11 protein-coding genes are annotated in these 14,629 nt (G+C 57.6%); 10 read left to right on the top strand and 1 reads right to left on the bottom strand.

The features are described 5' to 3' along the window. Positions 1–22 precede the first annotated feature (22 nt). Positions 23–481 carry an NUDIX hydrolase gene (locus BDE40_RS01765; RefSeq protein WP_134012267.1) on the bottom strand — a complete coding sequence of 153 codons (459 nt, stop codon included), beginning with the start codon at positions 479–481 and terminating at the stop codon, positions 23–25. A 218-nt stretch (positions 482–699) separates the two neighbouring features. Here BDE40_RS01765 and BDE40_RS01760 point away from each other — a divergent pair, with 218 nt between their 5' ends. The 10 genes from BDE40_RS01760 (at position 700) to BDE40_RS01715 (ending at position 14,628) form a co-directional block, all read left to right on the top strand. After that, a complete protein-coding gene (locus tag BDE40_RS01760; protein ID WP_134012265.1) occupies positions 700–1,335 on the top strand; it encodes a paraquat-inducible protein A in 636 nt (211 codons plus the stop codon). Next, on the top strand, positions 1,293–1,952 hold the full coding sequence (locus BDE40_RS01755; protein WP_425462383.1) for a paraquat-inducible protein A: 660 nt from the start codon (positions 1,293–1,295) through the stop codon (positions 1,950–1,952). The genes BDE40_RS01760 and BDE40_RS01755 overlap by 43 nt, the downstream gene beginning before the upstream one ends. Then, on the top strand, positions 1,945–4,029 hold the full coding sequence (locus BDE40_RS01750) for a PqiB family protein (protein ID WP_134012261.1): 2,085 nt from the start codon (positions 1,945–1,947) through the stop codon (positions 4,027–4,029). The genes BDE40_RS01755 and BDE40_RS01750 overlap by 8 nt, the downstream gene beginning before the upstream one ends. Positions 4,030–4,031: 2 nt before the next feature. Next, positions 4,032–4,595, top strand: a complete 564-nt coding sequence (locus tag BDE40_RS01745; RefSeq protein ID WP_134012259.1) for a PqiC family protein — start codon at positions 4,032–4,034, stop codon at positions 4,593–4,595. A gap of 85 nt (positions 4,596–4,680) precedes the next feature. Continuing rightward, entirely contained in the window at positions 4,681–5,172 is a 492-nt protein-coding gene (locus BDE40_RS01740) for an asparaginase domain-containing protein (protein ID WP_134012257.1), read from the top strand. Between the two features lie 345 nt (positions 5,173–5,517). Continuing rightward, positions 5,518–6,636 (top strand): efflux RND transporter periplasmic adaptor subunit, encoded by a 1,119-nt coding sequence (locus BDE40_RS01735; protein WP_134012255.1) that lies wholly within the window; start codon positions 5,518–5,520, stop codon positions 6,634–6,636. Further along, positions 6,633–9,749 (top strand): efflux RND transporter permease subunit, encoded by a 3,117-nt coding sequence (locus BDE40_RS01730; RefSeq protein WP_134012253.1) that lies wholly within the window; start codon positions 6,633–6,635, stop codon positions 9,747–9,749. The genes BDE40_RS01735 and BDE40_RS01730 overlap by 4 nt, the downstream gene beginning before the upstream one ends. A 100-nt stretch (positions 9,750–9,849) precedes the next feature. Further along, the gene (locus tag BDE40_RS01725; RefSeq protein ID WP_134012251.1) at positions 9,850–12,729 is read left to right on the top strand and encodes a monovalent cation/H+ antiporter subunit A; all 2,880 of its coding nucleotides are present in this window, start codon (positions 9,850–9,852) and stop codon (positions 12,727–12,729) included. A gap of 1 nt (position 12,730) precedes the next feature. After that, a complete protein-coding gene (locus BDE40_RS01720; RefSeq protein WP_134012249.1) occupies positions 12,731–13,087 on the top strand; it encodes a Na+/H+ antiporter subunit C in 357 nt (118 codons plus the stop codon). Then, positions 13,084–14,628 carry a monovalent cation/H+ antiporter subunit D gene (locus tag BDE40_RS01715; RefSeq protein WP_134012246.1) on the top strand — a complete coding sequence of 515 codons (1,545 nt, stop codon included), beginning with the start codon at positions 13,084–13,086 and terminating at the stop codon, positions 14,626–14,628. Before BDE40_RS01720 ends, BDE40_RS01715 begins: the two co-directional genes overlap by 4 nt. Position 14,629 lies beyond the last annotated feature (1 nt).

The following is a 14,629-nucleotide window of genomic DNA, read 5'->3' as shown; positions in this document are numbered from 1 at the left end:
CGCTGCAGATCAGCTATAAATGTCACAGCGTGCGGAATATCGACTTGAGTTCACTCTCCCGAACAAGACCCGCCGCATCGGACGGGCTGACCCATTTGCGGCGACGCTCTTGGGCTTCCGGGAAGTCTTCCACCAGATTTTCCACTTCGACGGAGTAGACCAGCGTTTCTACAGCAACAGGCAAGCCGCTGCGCAGGGTCTTGTCGTAGGTGTAGGTGCCAATGGATTCGGTCTCCAAGTGCCCGTCAGACACGCCGGCTTCTTCCCACGCTTCTTGCATGGCCGCTTCGGGAGAGCTCAAACCGCGAATGGGCCACCCTTTCGGGATAATCCAACGTCCGGTGTCGCGGCTGGTCACGAGCAACACTTCGCGATCATCTCCGCGATCACGGTAGCACAAAGCTGCCACTTGCAAACGCTTCGGGCGTTGCAACATCGGGGACAAATAACTGTCCCAGACCCCACGGAGATGTCTGACCATAATGAAACCGCTCAAGATATTATTTTTGTTGTTCGGCATAACATATTGATGAATTGACCAAATTGCAAATTTGCCCCGAAAATATCTGATCAAACGACCCTGAACGGGACGAAGGATTTTGCTGTTCGCGCCATCCGTGCGCGGAGCTGCCGGTCGCGCCTTCAAGGTTTGAAAATTGAATTTCGTGTAGCTGGCGCAAAAATCGGATAGGTAGCCTAATGGACCAACCCCTGCCGATTCCCCTCGACAATTTGATTGTCTGTACGCATTGCGATGCGGCCTTTACGCTTGAGCGCCCCGAGGTCGGTCAAAGGGCCGTGTGCGCGCGCTGCGGGACTGTGTTGATCACCCCGCGCCGCAAGGCAGGGTTGCAGATTATTGCTGTATCCGTCGCAATTACAATCTTGATTATTGCCGCCACAGTTTTCCCGTTTCTGTCGATTTCGGCGGCGGGCGCGACGAACTCGGTCTCGATCCTCGATGCCGCACTTGCCTTTAGTGACGGGCCTTTGGTGGCGCTTGCGCTGACCACGGCGGCGTTGATTATCTTCGTGCCCTTGGCGCGGGTTCTGCTCACCATTTACGTCCTTGTGCCGATTGTACTGGACCGCCCCCCTGCGCGCAGGTCAACTCAGGCCTTCCGCTTGGCCGAAGCCTTGCGCCCGTGGTCGATGGCAGAAATCTTTGTGCTGGGCTGCGCCGTTGCATTGATCAAGATCAGCGATTTGGCGGATGTCGCGTTCGGCCCCGCGTTTTGGATGTTTTCGGGGCTGGTCGTCCTAGTTGTGGTTCAAGACAATTTCTTATGTAGATGGTCGGTATGGAAGTCGCTGGACAAAACTCAAACATCGTAAGCGCGCGCGATCTCGGGGTGGTTGCCTGCACGCGGTGCACGCAGGTCTGGCCCGCGGGCACGCAGATATGTAGCCGCTGCGGCAGCACAATTGTCGCGCGCGACCGCTTGAGTTTGCAGCGGGTGTGGGCGCTTTGGCTGGTTGGACTGATGTGCTACGTGCCTGCCAATATGTACCCGATGCTGCAAACCCGCACCTTGCTTAGCGTGCAGGAAGACACAATCGTCGGCGGTGCGGTCGAGCTGATCCATCACGGGGCGGTGGGCATTGCCCTGATCATCCTGATTGCAAGTGTCGTCATCCCCATAGGCAAATTTATGGCGATTGCCTTTCTTGCCATATCGGTCAAACGCCCCTCCAGCGTGTCCAATCACCATCGTCAGGTGCTGTATGAGGTGGTCGAATATATCGGGCGCTGGTCGATGATTGATATTTTTGTAGTTGCGATCATGTCGTCGCTCGTCCAGTTAAATACTCTCGCTGCGGTCAATCCGGGCCGTGCCAGCTTGTTTTTTGCGCTCTCGGTGATTTTTACGATGCTATCGGCACAGGCCTTCGACAGCCGCATGATCTGGGACGTACGTGCCAGACAAGAGGAAATGACGACAGATGAGTAAGACGCCAACACCCGTGTCCATCGAACCGGCACGCAAGTCGTTCTTCGCGAATGCCTCCTTCGTCTGGATCATCCCCATTTTGGCCTTGGCCATTGCCCTTGGCGTCGCGTGGCAATCCTATACCGACCGCGGCCCGCTCATCGAGATCGAGTTCGAGAATGGCGCCGGCATCGCAAAACGTGAGACCGAGCTGCGCTTTAGGGATGTGGCCGTTGGTGTTGTAGAAGACGTCAAGTTCGCGTCGAACCTGTCCGGCGTCGTGGCCCTTGTACGAATAGACAAGGACATTGCACCGTTTGTGGATGTGGGGGCCAGTTTCTGGGTGGTCCAACCGGAGTTGAGCGCACAAGGCGTAAGTGGTCTCGATACGGTTTTGACTGGTGTCTACATCGAAGGCACCTGGGATGGCGATATCGGCCCCGCGCAATCCAAATTCAAAGGCCTGAAAGACACCCCGCTGTATCGCTATGGTAAAGAGGGGCTCGAAATCACCTTGCGCACTACGGCGGGTGGCAACTTGACCGACAACAGCCCTATCACGTTTCGCGGGATCGAAGTCGGGCGCGTGGGCAAGGCGCATATTTCGCAGCAAGGCAGCTTTGCCGTCGCGGAAGCAATTATCTATCACCCCCATAGCCGCCTGATCTCTGACAGGACGCGGTTCTGGGACACCTCCGGATTCACCTTTTCGGTCGGCCCAGGCGGCGCGGAAATCGACTTCTCGTCCTTCGCCACACTTGTCAGCGGTGGCCTGACCTTCGAGACCTTCGTTTCCAGCGGTGGGCGTGTGTCTGACGGCAAGTCCTTCGAAGTGTTTGCCGACGAAGAGTCAGCGCGTGACAGCGTGTTCAACGCCTCGGAAGCAGAACCGCTTCAAATGCGCGTGGTGTTCGACGAAAGCATCTCCGGTCTTGCCGTGGACGCGCCCGTCGAGTTGAGCGGCTTTCCGATTGGCCGGGTGACCGGCGTGTCAGGCGTCATTGACGCAGATGCGTTCGGTGATGAACGTGTGCGGCTGAACGCGCTGATCGACATCCAGCCCGCGCGGCTTGGTTTGACCGACGAGGTCACACCAGAGGCAGCGTTGCAGTTTCTGTCACGTCGCATCGAGGAAGGTCTGCGTGCGCGGCTTGCGTCCGCCAGCCTTCTTGCGGGTGGCCTGAAGATCGAGTTGGTCGATACCGAGAATGTATCCTCATATGTCGTGCAATCCGGTGAAGGCATAATCCCGATCATTCCTAGCACCAGCAATGACATCTCCGACGTCACAGCAACGGTCGCGGGCGTGGTTTCACGCATCAACAACCTGCCGATTGAAGAGTTGCTCAACAGCGCCATCCAGTTCCTGAACAGTGCCGACGCGCTGATTTCCAACGAAGACCTTCGCGAGACGCCGAAAGCTGTACGCGCCTTGCTGGGTGATGTGCGTGATATCGTCGGGTCGGATGATGTGCAAAACATCCCCGTCAAACTCAACGGGGCGCTTGGTCGGTTTGAAACCTTGTTGGCGCAGTTGGAAGAGGAAAAATTCACCACCCAACTCGTCGCGGCGGTCAATGCGGCGGCGGCGGCGGCAAACGGCGTGAACGCCTCGGTCGAAGGGGTCCCCGCACTTGTCACGCAGCTGCAAGCCGTTGCCGCGAAGGCGGAAAGCCTGCCTCTGGATGCTTTGACCGAGCAACTTACGTCCCTTACAACTTCGGCGGATGCAATCTTGGGCACCGACGCGGCGAAGAAGCTACCGGAAGACCTCGGCTCTGCATTAAACGAAATAAACGCGACCTTGCGGGAATTGCGTGAAGGCGGTGCCGTCACGAACATAAACGCGACGCTGGATTCAACGCGCAAAGCAGCCGATGCTGTCGCCATTTCCACGCAGGATTTGCCGGCATTGGTCGAACGGGTGCAGCAGGTGCTAAACCAAGCCAATCAAACGATTGCAGGGTATAACAAGGGCGAAGTGCTAAGCCGTGATGCCCAGAGCGCGTTGCGAGACATTTCTAAAGCAGCCGAGGCGATGACATCACTAGCACGCATGCTGGAACGCAACCCAGGCTCACTTTTACGGGGAAGATAATTATGACTGGACTAAAGCCGATCCTTGTCGGGACCGCTTTCGCGCTTGCTGCCTGCGGGGCGACGCCCGACCTTTATCCGGTCACCCCGCCGCAAGTTGAGCAAAAGCAACGTATCGCCTTTCGTGCGGTCGAGGTGCGCGACGTCTCGTTACCGGCCTATGCCGGTGCCAACGAGATCGCCATCGAGGATCTAGACGGCAAGCTTGTGACTGACTCGGCCATTCTATGGGCCGACAGCCCCGAGCGGGCGGTTGCCTTGGAGTTGACCCGCAATCTTGCGCGTCTGACCGGTGCGCGTATTGCCTCCGAGCCATGGCCGTTCGAAGCCTTTCCGGATGCCCGTTTGGAGGTTCGTTTTGAAAGCCTCATCGCCGGTGCGAACGGTCAGTTCCGTGCGTCCGGTCAGTTTTTCGTTGGCGTTCCGGATGGTGGGCGCGAACGCTCTGGCCTGTTTGAGCTTGCGGTACCGTTTGACCCGTTGGGTGGACCGCAGGCTATCGCCGCAGCGCGGGGTCAGGTGATCCTTGATCTTGCGGTCTATATCGCACGCAACGGGTTGCGGTAGCCGCCCCCTTTGGCAGATCTTTGCACAACCGCGTTCGCTTCGCGATTAGCGCCGGGCGCTGAAATTCCAACGGAGAAATTACGGTATGAAAGATGTTCGGATCATCGTGACCGGTGGGACTATCGACAAAGTCCATGACCCTGCCTCCGAGGCGCTGGCGTTCTCGAAGGACAAGGCCACTCATATCCCGGAAATTCTATCCCTCGCCCGCTGCCATTTCCCGACCGTTCAGCTGCTGATGCTGAAGGACAGTCTCGACTTCGATGACGACGATCGAACTGCAATCGTAGAAGCCATCCTTGCAACACCTGAGCCCGCAATTGTGGTCACCCACGGCACCGGAACAATGAGCCAGAGCGCAAGGTGGATATCGGAGCGTGTTTCAGGAAAAACCATCGTACTCACAGGCGCAATGCGCCCGCATTCTCTGAGTTTTTCTGACGGGCCATTTAACATGGGCGGTGCGATCATCGCCGCTCAAGTGATGCAAAACGGGGTTTATGGTGTGATGAACGGCCGCGTTTTCGAGGCTGCCGCCTTGACCAAGAACACCGAACAGGGGCGCTTTGACGTCTGACGTTTTCGACGTCTGGTGGTTGACCGTCACGCAGCGCGGGAACCGGAAGCCACCTTCGGACGTTCGGGTGCTCTATCGCAATTTCACGGGGATTTCTGGAACGCATTTCTGAAAAATCCAACGTAAAGAAACGTTACGTCTGAATGTTCAGCTCAAACTGAAGACCCTTGACGTATAAGCAAAGCGCGCTCTAATCGAGTGTTAAAGAAGGATTTCGATCCATGTATGATACCAGAATTGCTTAAACGAGTTTGTAAGCAACACAACAATTTAGGTATTCACCGAAGCTCCTCAACAGACCCGCTCAGAACACACCAGCAGTTTGCTGCTCGGAAGGATTAAACCATGACCAACACGGCCCAAGACGCAAAAGCGCTGGAGTTCCAGGATGACGAGGGCGCGTCCCGTTCCACTTGGATTGCAACGGCCCTAGTGGTGGTTATCGTAGCCTGGATGGGCAGCGGTTTCATTTTCCCGTCCACTGAGCCAACCGCCGCTCCAAAGCGAGAGGCGCCCAAGCCGATTGCGGTCGCCGTCAAACCTTCCGTCGCAGAAAGCGTGACCCAGTACTACCAAGCCGAAGGCCAAGCGATACCCGACCGCGACACCGAGTTGCGTGCAGAGGTTTCCGGTGACGTCGCCGAAGTGCTCGTCACGAAAGGCCAGAATGTAGAGGCTGGTGCCATCATCGCCCGACTGGATGCGACCACAAACAAGGCCGAGATCAATCGCGCGAACGAAGAACTCGCCCGCGCCCAACGTGAATTCGATAACGCCGAAGCGTTGCTGCAACGGGGCGTTGCGACCGCTGATCGCGTCGCGCAGGCACGTGCCGCGTTGGCATCGGCGCAAGCGCAGGTCGCTGACGCGCTGGAGGCCTCCAAAAACCTTGTGATCACCGCCCCGTTCGATGGCCGGATCGAAACACTGGATCTAGACCCCGGCGAGTTTGTATCCGCAGGCTCGGCAATCGGGCGCATGGTGGACAACACGCCACTGACCGTTACGATACAGGTCCCGCAGCAATCCCTAACCCGCATCAAAAACGGCCAATCCGCGACGGTTAAGTTCATTACCGGGGAAGAGCGCAGCGGCACGGTTTCCTTCGTCGGCACTTCCGCTTCCTCGCAGACGCGTACCTTCCTTGCCGAAATTGAAGTGCCAAACGAAGACGGTGCAATCCCTGCTGGCATTTCTGCCAACGTCCAAATACCCACCGGAGAGGTTACCGCCCATTTCCTGTCACCGTCAATCGTGTCGCTTAGTGAACGCGGGGAGCTTGGTGTGAAAACCGTAGCCGAAGACATGACCGTCGAATTCCATCCCATCCAGGTTGTCCGCGCTCAAATCGAGGGCATCTGGGTCACGGGTCTGCCTGACAAGGCCGACGTCATTACAGTGGGACAAGGGTTCGTTAGCGAGGGCGAAACCGTTAATCCACGGCCTGAGGAACCAACCCGATGAACGCGATTATCAACGCCGCGTTCTCACGCGCGCGGGTCGTGGTCATGGCATTGGTGATGGTACTGACCGTGGGCGCCTATGCCTATGTATCCATTCCAAAGGAAGCCAACCCCGAGGTTCCGCTGCCGCTGTTCTATGTCTCAACCGGGCTGGATGGTATCAGCCCCAGCGACGCGGAACGCTTGTTGTTGGAACCGTTAGAGACCGAATTCGCCTCCATCAGCGGGCTTGAAAGTCTCAAGTCGGAAGCCTCCGAAGGCTTCGCCAGCATTCAGTTGGAGTTCAGCCCCGGCTTTGACAGTGAGAGCGCGCTGGACAAAGTGCGCGAAGCTGCTGACCGCGCCGAAGGCGACCTGCCCGACGACGCCTATGACGTTAAGATCACAGAAATAAACACGGCTCTATTCCCGATTATCACAGCGATCCTGTCCGGTCCGGTTCCGGAGCGCACGCTCAACAATCTTGCAGAAACGCTGCAAGAAGAAATCGAAGGTCTCAGCGGCGTTCTGGAGGTTGATATCGGCGGACAGCGGTTCGAGTTTCTGGAAGTCCTGATCGACCCCACCGTTTTCCAAACCTACAACCTGTCCTTTGACGAGTTGATCGGCCAGATCCAACGCAACAACCGCCTGATTGCCGCTGGCGCAATCGAGACCGGCGCAGGCCGTATCGTGTTGAAGGTCCCGGGCCTCATCGAAGGGCTGGAGGACGTAATGTCCATGCCCGTCTTGGTGCGTGGCAATACCGTCGTCACCTTTGGCGATGTCGCCACCATCCGGCGCACGTTTGAAGACCCGACGTCCTTCGCGCGGATCAACGGGCAGCCTGCGCTCGCTCTGGAAGTGAAGAAACGCTCCGGCGCGAATATCATCGACACCGTTGCCGAAGTTCAGACGCTTGTGGACCGCTTGAGCGCGGATTGGCCCGAGAATGTTGAAGTCACCTACCTTCAAGACCAAAGCAAACAGGTCAAAGACCTGCTGAGCGATTTGGAAGCTAACGTGATAGCCGCCGTGATCCTTGTGATGATCGTCATCGTTCTCGCCCTCGGGTTGCGGTCTGCGATTCTTGTTGGTCTGGCAATTCCCGGTGCGTTTCTTGCTGGTGTCATTGCGCTATGGACAATGGGCTACACGATGAACATCGTCGTCTTGTTCTCGCTCATCCTTGTGGTCGGTATGCTTGTGGATGGTGCGATCGTAACCACCGAACTCGCCGACCGGCGCTTGCAAGAAGGCGCGTCCGCCAAGGAGGCCTATGCCTTCGCCGCCAAACGCATGTCATGGCCGATCATCGCATCCACGGCGACCACCCTCAGTGTGTTCTTCCCCCTGCTCTTCTGGTCGGGGATGGTGGGTGAGTTCATGAAGTTTCTGCCAATCACAGTGATCCTGACATTGTTCGCATCGCTGTTCATGGCATTGGTTTTTATTCCTGTCGTCGGCGGCCTGATCGGCAAACGCCAGCCTCAAACCGCAACGGCAAAAGCCGCACTACATGCGGCGGAATTTGGTGACCCGCGCGATATCAGAGGCGCCACTGGCGCATATATAAAAATCTTGGAATGGGCGATCCTGCGCCCTCTGACAACACTGCTATTGGCGCTGGCTTTGCTATTGGGCGGATTCAGCCTTTACGGTCAATTCGGCAAGGGCATCAGCTTCTTCCCGTCAGTTGAGCCTGACTTCATGCAAGTCCAGGTGCGCGCACGCGATAACTTTTCGATTTTCGAGCGCGACGCCTTGGTGCGCGCCGTCGAAGAACGCATTCTGGGCTATGACGAGATTGCCAGCATTTACGCCCGCTCCACCATGAGCGCAGGTCAGGGCGATGAGGAAACAATCGGCACGCTGCAACTTGAACTGACGGCATGGGACACCCGCCGCCCAGCCGCCGAAATCGGCGTCGACATTCGCAACAGCGTTGCCGATATCGCGGGTATCGACGTGCAGGTTCAAACCGAAAGCGGCGGCCCGTCTACGGGCAAGCCGATCAATCTGCAAATCACCGCCCGCAGCCCCGAGACGCAAACTATTGCGGTCGAACAAATTCGTGCCTTGATGGACAAGCAGGGTGGCTTCACCGATGTCACCGACACGCGGCCCCTGCCGGGCGTAGAGGTGTCGATCCTTGTCAATCGCGCCGAAGCCGCGCGTTTTGGCGCAGATGTCAGCCTTCTGGGGCAAGCTGTGCAACTGCTTACACAAGGGATTACCATCGCCGATTACCGGCCTGACGATGTCGACGGGTCTTTGGATATTCGCGTGCGCTTCCCACGAGAGGAGCGCTCTCTTGCCGAGCTTGGCAACTTGCGCGTTCCGACATCGGCTGGTCTTGTCCCGATTTCGAATTTCGTGACCTTCGAGCCATCGGAGCGCACGGGCGTCATCCGCCGCATCGACGAAAAGCGCGTTACCACGATAGAGGCCAACGTCGCGCCGGACGTTTTGGTCAATGATCAGGTGCGCGCGTTGACGGCATCGCTAGAAGCCGCGGACCTTCCCGAGGGCGTAAAATTCAGCTTTGCAGGTGAGGCAGAAGACCAGGCAGAAAGCATGGCGTTCCTGATCGGTGCGTTTATCTCGGCCATCTTCTTGATGTTTGTTATTCTTGTTTTGCAGTTCAACAGCTTTTTCCAAGCCTTCGTGGTGATGAGCGCAATCGTTTTTTCGATCGCTGGCGTTTTGCTGGGTCTGATCATTACCGGCCGTCCCTTCGGCGTCGTGATGGGCGGTATCGGGGTCATCGCGCTGGCGGGGATTGTTGTGAACAACAACATCGTGCTGATCGACACCTACAACGACCTAAAAGCGTCCGGGCAGTCCCCCTTGGAAGCGGCTTTGCGCACGGGGGCGCAGCGCTTGCGTCCAGTGATCCTGACATCCGTGACGACCGCTCTGGGCCTCATGCCGATGGTTATTGGCGTAAACCTGAATTTCTTTACCAGAAACATCGTGTACGGAGCGCCCTCGACCCAATGGTGGACAGAACTGTCCTCCGCCATTGCGGGAGGGCTGGTTATCGCCACCATACTCACTCTGGTGGTAACGCCTGCGATGTTGATGCTGGGCGAGCGCAAGCGACGTATCGGAGTTGAAACACTATCTGACTAAAGGCGCGGTACTCTTGATCAGGCGGATAATCGCTTTCGTGCTCTTGCGAATCCTGACCAGCTTTGTGCAAGTTACATAATTGATCCTTTCTGGAGTTCCCGTGTCCCTTTTCATTATCGTTGCACTTCCCTTCTTAGGCGCACTTTTGCCGGGCCTCATGAATTCCGCGGGGCGTTCAGCCTGTGCAGGCGTCACCTTTGCCGTCTCACTGGCCGCCTTCATAGGTTTGCTGACAAATTTGCCCATGGTTCTGGCCGGAGAAGTCGTGACGGCACGGGTCGACTGGATACCGTCGCTTGGGTTGAACTTCACGTTGATGCTGGACGGGCTTGGGTTTTTCTTTGCGCTGTTAATCTTGGGAATAGGCCTGTTGATTATCGCTTATGCGCGGAACTATCTCAGCCGCGATGACAATATGGGCGAGTTCTTCACCTATCTTCTGCTGTTCCAAGGCGCGATGGTCGGCATCGTTCTGAGCGACAACATCCTGCTTTTGTTGGTTTTCTGGGAACTGACATCGCTGTCATCATTCCTGCTCATCGGCTATTGGAAGCACCTGCCCGAGGGTCGGCAAGGCGCGCGAATGGCTTTGACCGTCACGGGCATGGGCGGTCTGGCGATGATTGGTGGCATGCTGATTTTGGGCCAGATCGTCGGCAGCTACGACCTGAGTGTGATCCTTGAGAACCGTGACCTTATTCAGGCCGACCCGCTTTATGTCCCGGCTTTGATCCTGATATTGCTGGGCTGCTTCACCAAATCGGCCCAGTTCCCGTTCCATTTCTGGTTGCCGCACGCTATGGCCGCACCGACGCCGGTATCGGCGTATCTGCACTCGGCGACGATGGTGAAGGCAGGGATATTCCTGATGGCGCGGATGTGGCCCGTCCTTTCCGGCACGCCCGAATGGTTCATGATTGTCACCACCGCCGGATTGGTCACCATGGTGCTGGGCGCGCTGATCGCGCTGTTCAAGCATGATTTGAAGGCGCTTCTGGCCTTCTCGACGGTCAGCCACCTTGGTCTGATCACCATGCTATTGGGCACAGGCACCGCTTTTGGCGCGATGGCTGCGGTGTTCCACATCCTCAACCACGCGACCTTCAAAGCCGCACTTTTTATGTCAGCCGGGATCATCGACCACGAAGCCCATACCCGCGACATTCGCCGCCTCGGGGGCTTGCGAAAGCTGATGCCTGTCACATTCATGATCGCGTCCCTTGCGGCGCTGTCGATGGCGGGTATTCCGCTGCTCAACGGGTTCTTGTCAAAAGAAATGATGCTGGAAGAGGCAAACCACACTGTGCTGTTTGGAATACCTTGGCTGGTTCCCGCACTGGCGACATTCGGATCGCTTCTGTCCGCGGCCTACTGTTTCCGGTTGATCGGGCATGTGTTCTTGGGTCCGGTGCGTGATGACTACCCCGCCAAGCCCCATGATCCGGAGGCAGGCCTTTGGATGCCACCCGCGATTTTGGTGGTGCTGGTCGTGGTAATCGGTGTTGCGCCTTTCCTGGCCGAGCCTTTCGTGAAACTGGTCACCGCATCCGTTCTTGGTGACGCGACAGAGGTGCCAAAGGCTTACTTCAAAATCTGGCACGGGCTAGTTCCGGCCCTCTTCATGTCGATGATAGCCGTTGTCGGCGGCTTACTGATGATCGCCGTTTTCACCCCCGCCCTGCGCCTTTGGGACACCACCCCAAGACCCGAAGCCAAGGCAATCTTCGATACCGTTATCAATGCTGTCGTCAGGGGGTCTCAACAAGTCATTCTGCCTTTGCACAACGGTGCGTTTACGCGCTATGCGGCTGTCGCCGCCGTGACGATACTCGCTGCGGGTTTCCACGCCTGGAGTACCGGATCAGTCGGGACTGCCACCCGCATGGTGCAGCCTGCCGATCCGGTCCTCATCGCGGGTTGGTTGATGTTGGTCGCGGCGACCTGCGGTATGGTGTTGATGCACCGCAATCGTTTTTTGTCGCTGATCCTGATTGGCATCGTCGGGCTGATGGTCTCTGTCGGGTTCGTCTTCTTTAGCGCGCCCGATCTGGCCATGACCCAGTTTACTGTCGAGGTCGTCACGATCATCTTGATGCTGCTGGCGCTCAACTTCTTGCCCAACCGCACCCCGATTGAAAGCTCGGTTCTGCGCCGCGTGCGCGATGCGGGGCTGGCAATTGCGGGCGGGCTGGCGACCTTTGCGCTGGCTTATTACTATCTTTTGCGCGACGCGGTCGGCACCCCGATTTCGGAGTTTCACCTGGCCAACTCCTACAAAGGCGGCGGTGGGACCAATGTGGTCAACGTGATCCTCGTCGATTTTCGGGGGTTTGACACATATGGCGAAATCATCGTTCTGGGTATCGCTGCGCTTCTGATCTATGCGCTGACGGAAACCTTGCTTGGTGGCCCCGTGCGTGCGCGGCTTCTGAACCGCTTGCCCGATCAGCCCCGCGCTGGCGACGTGCATCCGATGATGATGGTGGTCCTGACCCGCGTGATCATGCCGGTGGTACTCTTGGTCGGGTTCTACATCTTCTGGCGCGGACACAACGAGCCGGGAGGCGGCTTTATCGCGGGTCTCATCGTCTCGATTGGTGTCGTGATGCAATACATGGCCAGCGGTTTTGCGTGGACTTCGGCACGGCTGCGCTACCCCTATCATGGCGTGATCGGTGCAGGTGTGTTGATTGCCGGTTTTACCGGCATCGGCTCATGGTTTGTCGGTAAGCCCTTCCTGACGTCGGACTTCACCTATGTCCGTATCCCGCCCTTTGAGAAGTTCGAACTGGCGACAGCAGCGCTCTTTGATCTTGGCGTGTTTCTGGCGGTTGTCGGTGCCGTAATGCTATCGCTGGAAAGTTTCTCGCGCCTTGCGCGGCGCGCGCATGTGCCTGACAGCGAGCACCCGATGGACATCGACCCCTCGCGGGAAAATCCACTCCAGATTGGCGCGAAACCTGCACAGGAGGGGAGCTGACATGGAATTTCTGGTTGCCTCCGCCATTGGTGTAATGACTGCTGGTGGCATCTATTTGATGCTTCGCCTGCGGACCTTTCCGGTGATCTTGGGAATATCGCTGCTGACCTATGCTGTGAACGTGTTCCTGTTCTCTTCCGGCCGCCTGACCGTCGGCGCACCTCCTATCCTCAGCGATGGAGTGTCCGTCTATACCGATCCACTGCCACAGGCTTTGGTGCTGACCGCCATCGTCATTTCCTTTGGGATGACCGCCGTCGTGGTGATGATCGGACTTGGCGCGTTTTTAGGGTCCGACGATGACCATGTCGACGATCCAATCGACGACGCCGACGACAAGGCGGAGGGTACATCATGAATCATTGGATCATCGCCCCCATCGTCCTGCCCGCTTTGCTTGCACCGTTTATTGTATTGGCGGCGCGGTATCACATCGGCATCCAGCGGACCCTGTCGATTGCTGGCGTACTGGCCCTGATCGGCATAGCAGCCGGGTTGGCCTTTCAGGTGTCCGACGGCACCATTGTGCTTTACCAGCTCAGCGATTGGGCCGCTCCTTTCGGTATCGTGCTGGTGGCCGACCGGCTGTCGACGCTGATGATTCTCCTGACAGCAGTGCTGGCGCTTTTCGTGCTGCTGTATGCGATTGGCTCTGGCTGGGATAACCGCGGGCGACATTTCCACGCGCTGTTCCAGTTCCAGCTGATGGGCATCATGGGCGCGTTCCTGACCGGAGACCTCTTCAACCTCTTCGTCTTTTTCGAAGTGTTGCTGATCGCGTCTTACGGCCTGATGATCCACGCAGGTGGCAACGAAAGATTGCGCGCCGGTGTCCAGTACGTGCTGTTCAACCTTATCGGTTCGACGCTCTTTCTGTTTGCGCTTGGCTCGATCTATGCCGAAACCGGCACGTTGAACATGGCCGATCTGGCCAATCGCGTCGCTATGATCGGCCCCGAGGACACTGTAGGCATCCGCATAGCCGCCGTTCTTTTGCTGCTGGTCTTTGCAATCAAAGCGGCCCTCGTACCGCTGCATTTCTGGCTGCCGTCAAGCTATGCCGAGGCACCCGCCCCCGTGGCCGCGCTTTTTGCCATCATGACGAAGGTCGGGGCTTACGCAATCATCCGCGTCTACACGATGATTTTTCCGCCGGATTTAGACGTCACCGCAGGTTTGCACGACCTTTGGTTGCTCCCCGCGGCGCTGTTGTCGCTGGCCATCGGGATGGTGGGCGTGCTGGCTGCCAAGCGGCTGGACCGGCTTATCGCTTTCTCCGTGATCGGATCCATGGGCATGGTGATGGTGTCGATTTCACTGTTCACGCCGGAGGGCATCGCGGCTGCGCTCTACTACATTGTGCATTCAACATTGGCAGGCGCGGTCCTGTTTCTAATCTCGGACCTTGTGCGCACCGGCCGCGCCGATCTGAACCTGACGCCGCAGCCCCCCGTCGTAGGCAACGCTCTGACCGCTGGGTTATTTTTCACAGGCGCGATTGCGATGGCGGGCCTGCCGCCATTGTCGGGGTTCCTGGGTAAGCTGCTTATCTTGAATGCTGCCTACGACGCCGATCTCATGGTCTGGATCTGGGTGATCGTTTTGACGTCGAGCTTGATCAGCATCGTCGGTTTTGCGCGTGCGGGCAGCGTTCTGTTCTGGAAAGCACACAGTATCGAGGCGCTTGAAGACGCCCCTGTCCATCAGCGTCCGGCAGCCCTGTCATATGTCGCGGTTGGCGGGCTTATCTCACTGCTGGTGGCGCACACGGTCTTTGCGGGGCAGATGCATACCTATACCACAACCATGGCCTCACAGCTTTTCGCTCCAGAGCCCTACATCTCGACTGTGATAGAAACGCCGGGCAAGCTGAGCATACCATCCAAGGAGGACCACTGAT

Origin of the sequence: Litoreibacter halocynthiae (assembly GCF_004365635.1) — a bacterium.
In the GTDB taxonomy this organism is placed as follows: domain Bacteria; phylum Pseudomonadota; class Alphaproteobacteria; order Rhodobacterales; family Rhodobacteraceae; genus Litoreibacter; species Litoreibacter halocynthiae.
This window is presented reverse-complemented; position numbering and strand designations above follow the sequence as displayed.

Bases quoted from the DNA above. Each gene is read 5' to 3' on its own strand.
- BDE40_RS01765 (WP_134012267.1), bottom strand. From the start codon at position 481: ATGGTCAGACATCTCCGTGGGGTCTGGGACAGTTATTTGTCCCCGATG.
- BDE40_RS01760 (WP_134012265.1), top strand. From the start codon at position 700: ATGGACCAACCCCTGCCGATTCCCCTCGACAATTTGATTGTCTGTACG.
- BDE40_RS01755 (WP_425462383.1), top strand. From the start codon at position 1,293: ATGGTCGGTATGGAAGTCGCTGGACAAAACTCAAACATCGTAAGCGCG.
- BDE40_RS01750 (WP_134012261.1), top strand. From the start codon at position 1,945: ATGAGTAAGACGCCAACACCCGTGTCCATCGAACCGGCACGCAAGTCG.
- BDE40_RS01745 (WP_134012259.1), top strand. From the start codon at position 4,032: ATGACTGGACTAAAGCCGATCCTTGTCGGGACCGCTTTCGCGCTTGCT.
- BDE40_RS01740 (WP_134012257.1), top strand. From the start codon at position 4,681: ATGAAAGATGTTCGGATCATCGTGACCGGTGGGACTATCGACAAAGTC.
- BDE40_RS01735 (WP_134012255.1), top strand. From the start codon at position 5,518: ATGACCAACACGGCCCAAGACGCAAAAGCGCTGGAGTTCCAGGATGAC.
- BDE40_RS01730 (WP_134012253.1), top strand. From the start codon at position 6,633: ATGAACGCGATTATCAACGCCGCGTTCTCACGCGCGCGGGTCGTGGTC.
- BDE40_RS01720 (WP_134012249.1), top strand. From the start codon at position 12,731: ATGGAATTTCTGGTTGCCTCCGCCATTGGTGTAATGACTGCTGGTGGC.
- BDE40_RS01715 (WP_134012246.1), top strand. From the start codon at position 13,084: ATGAATCATTGGATCATCGCCCCCATCGTCCTGCCCGCTTTGCTTGCA.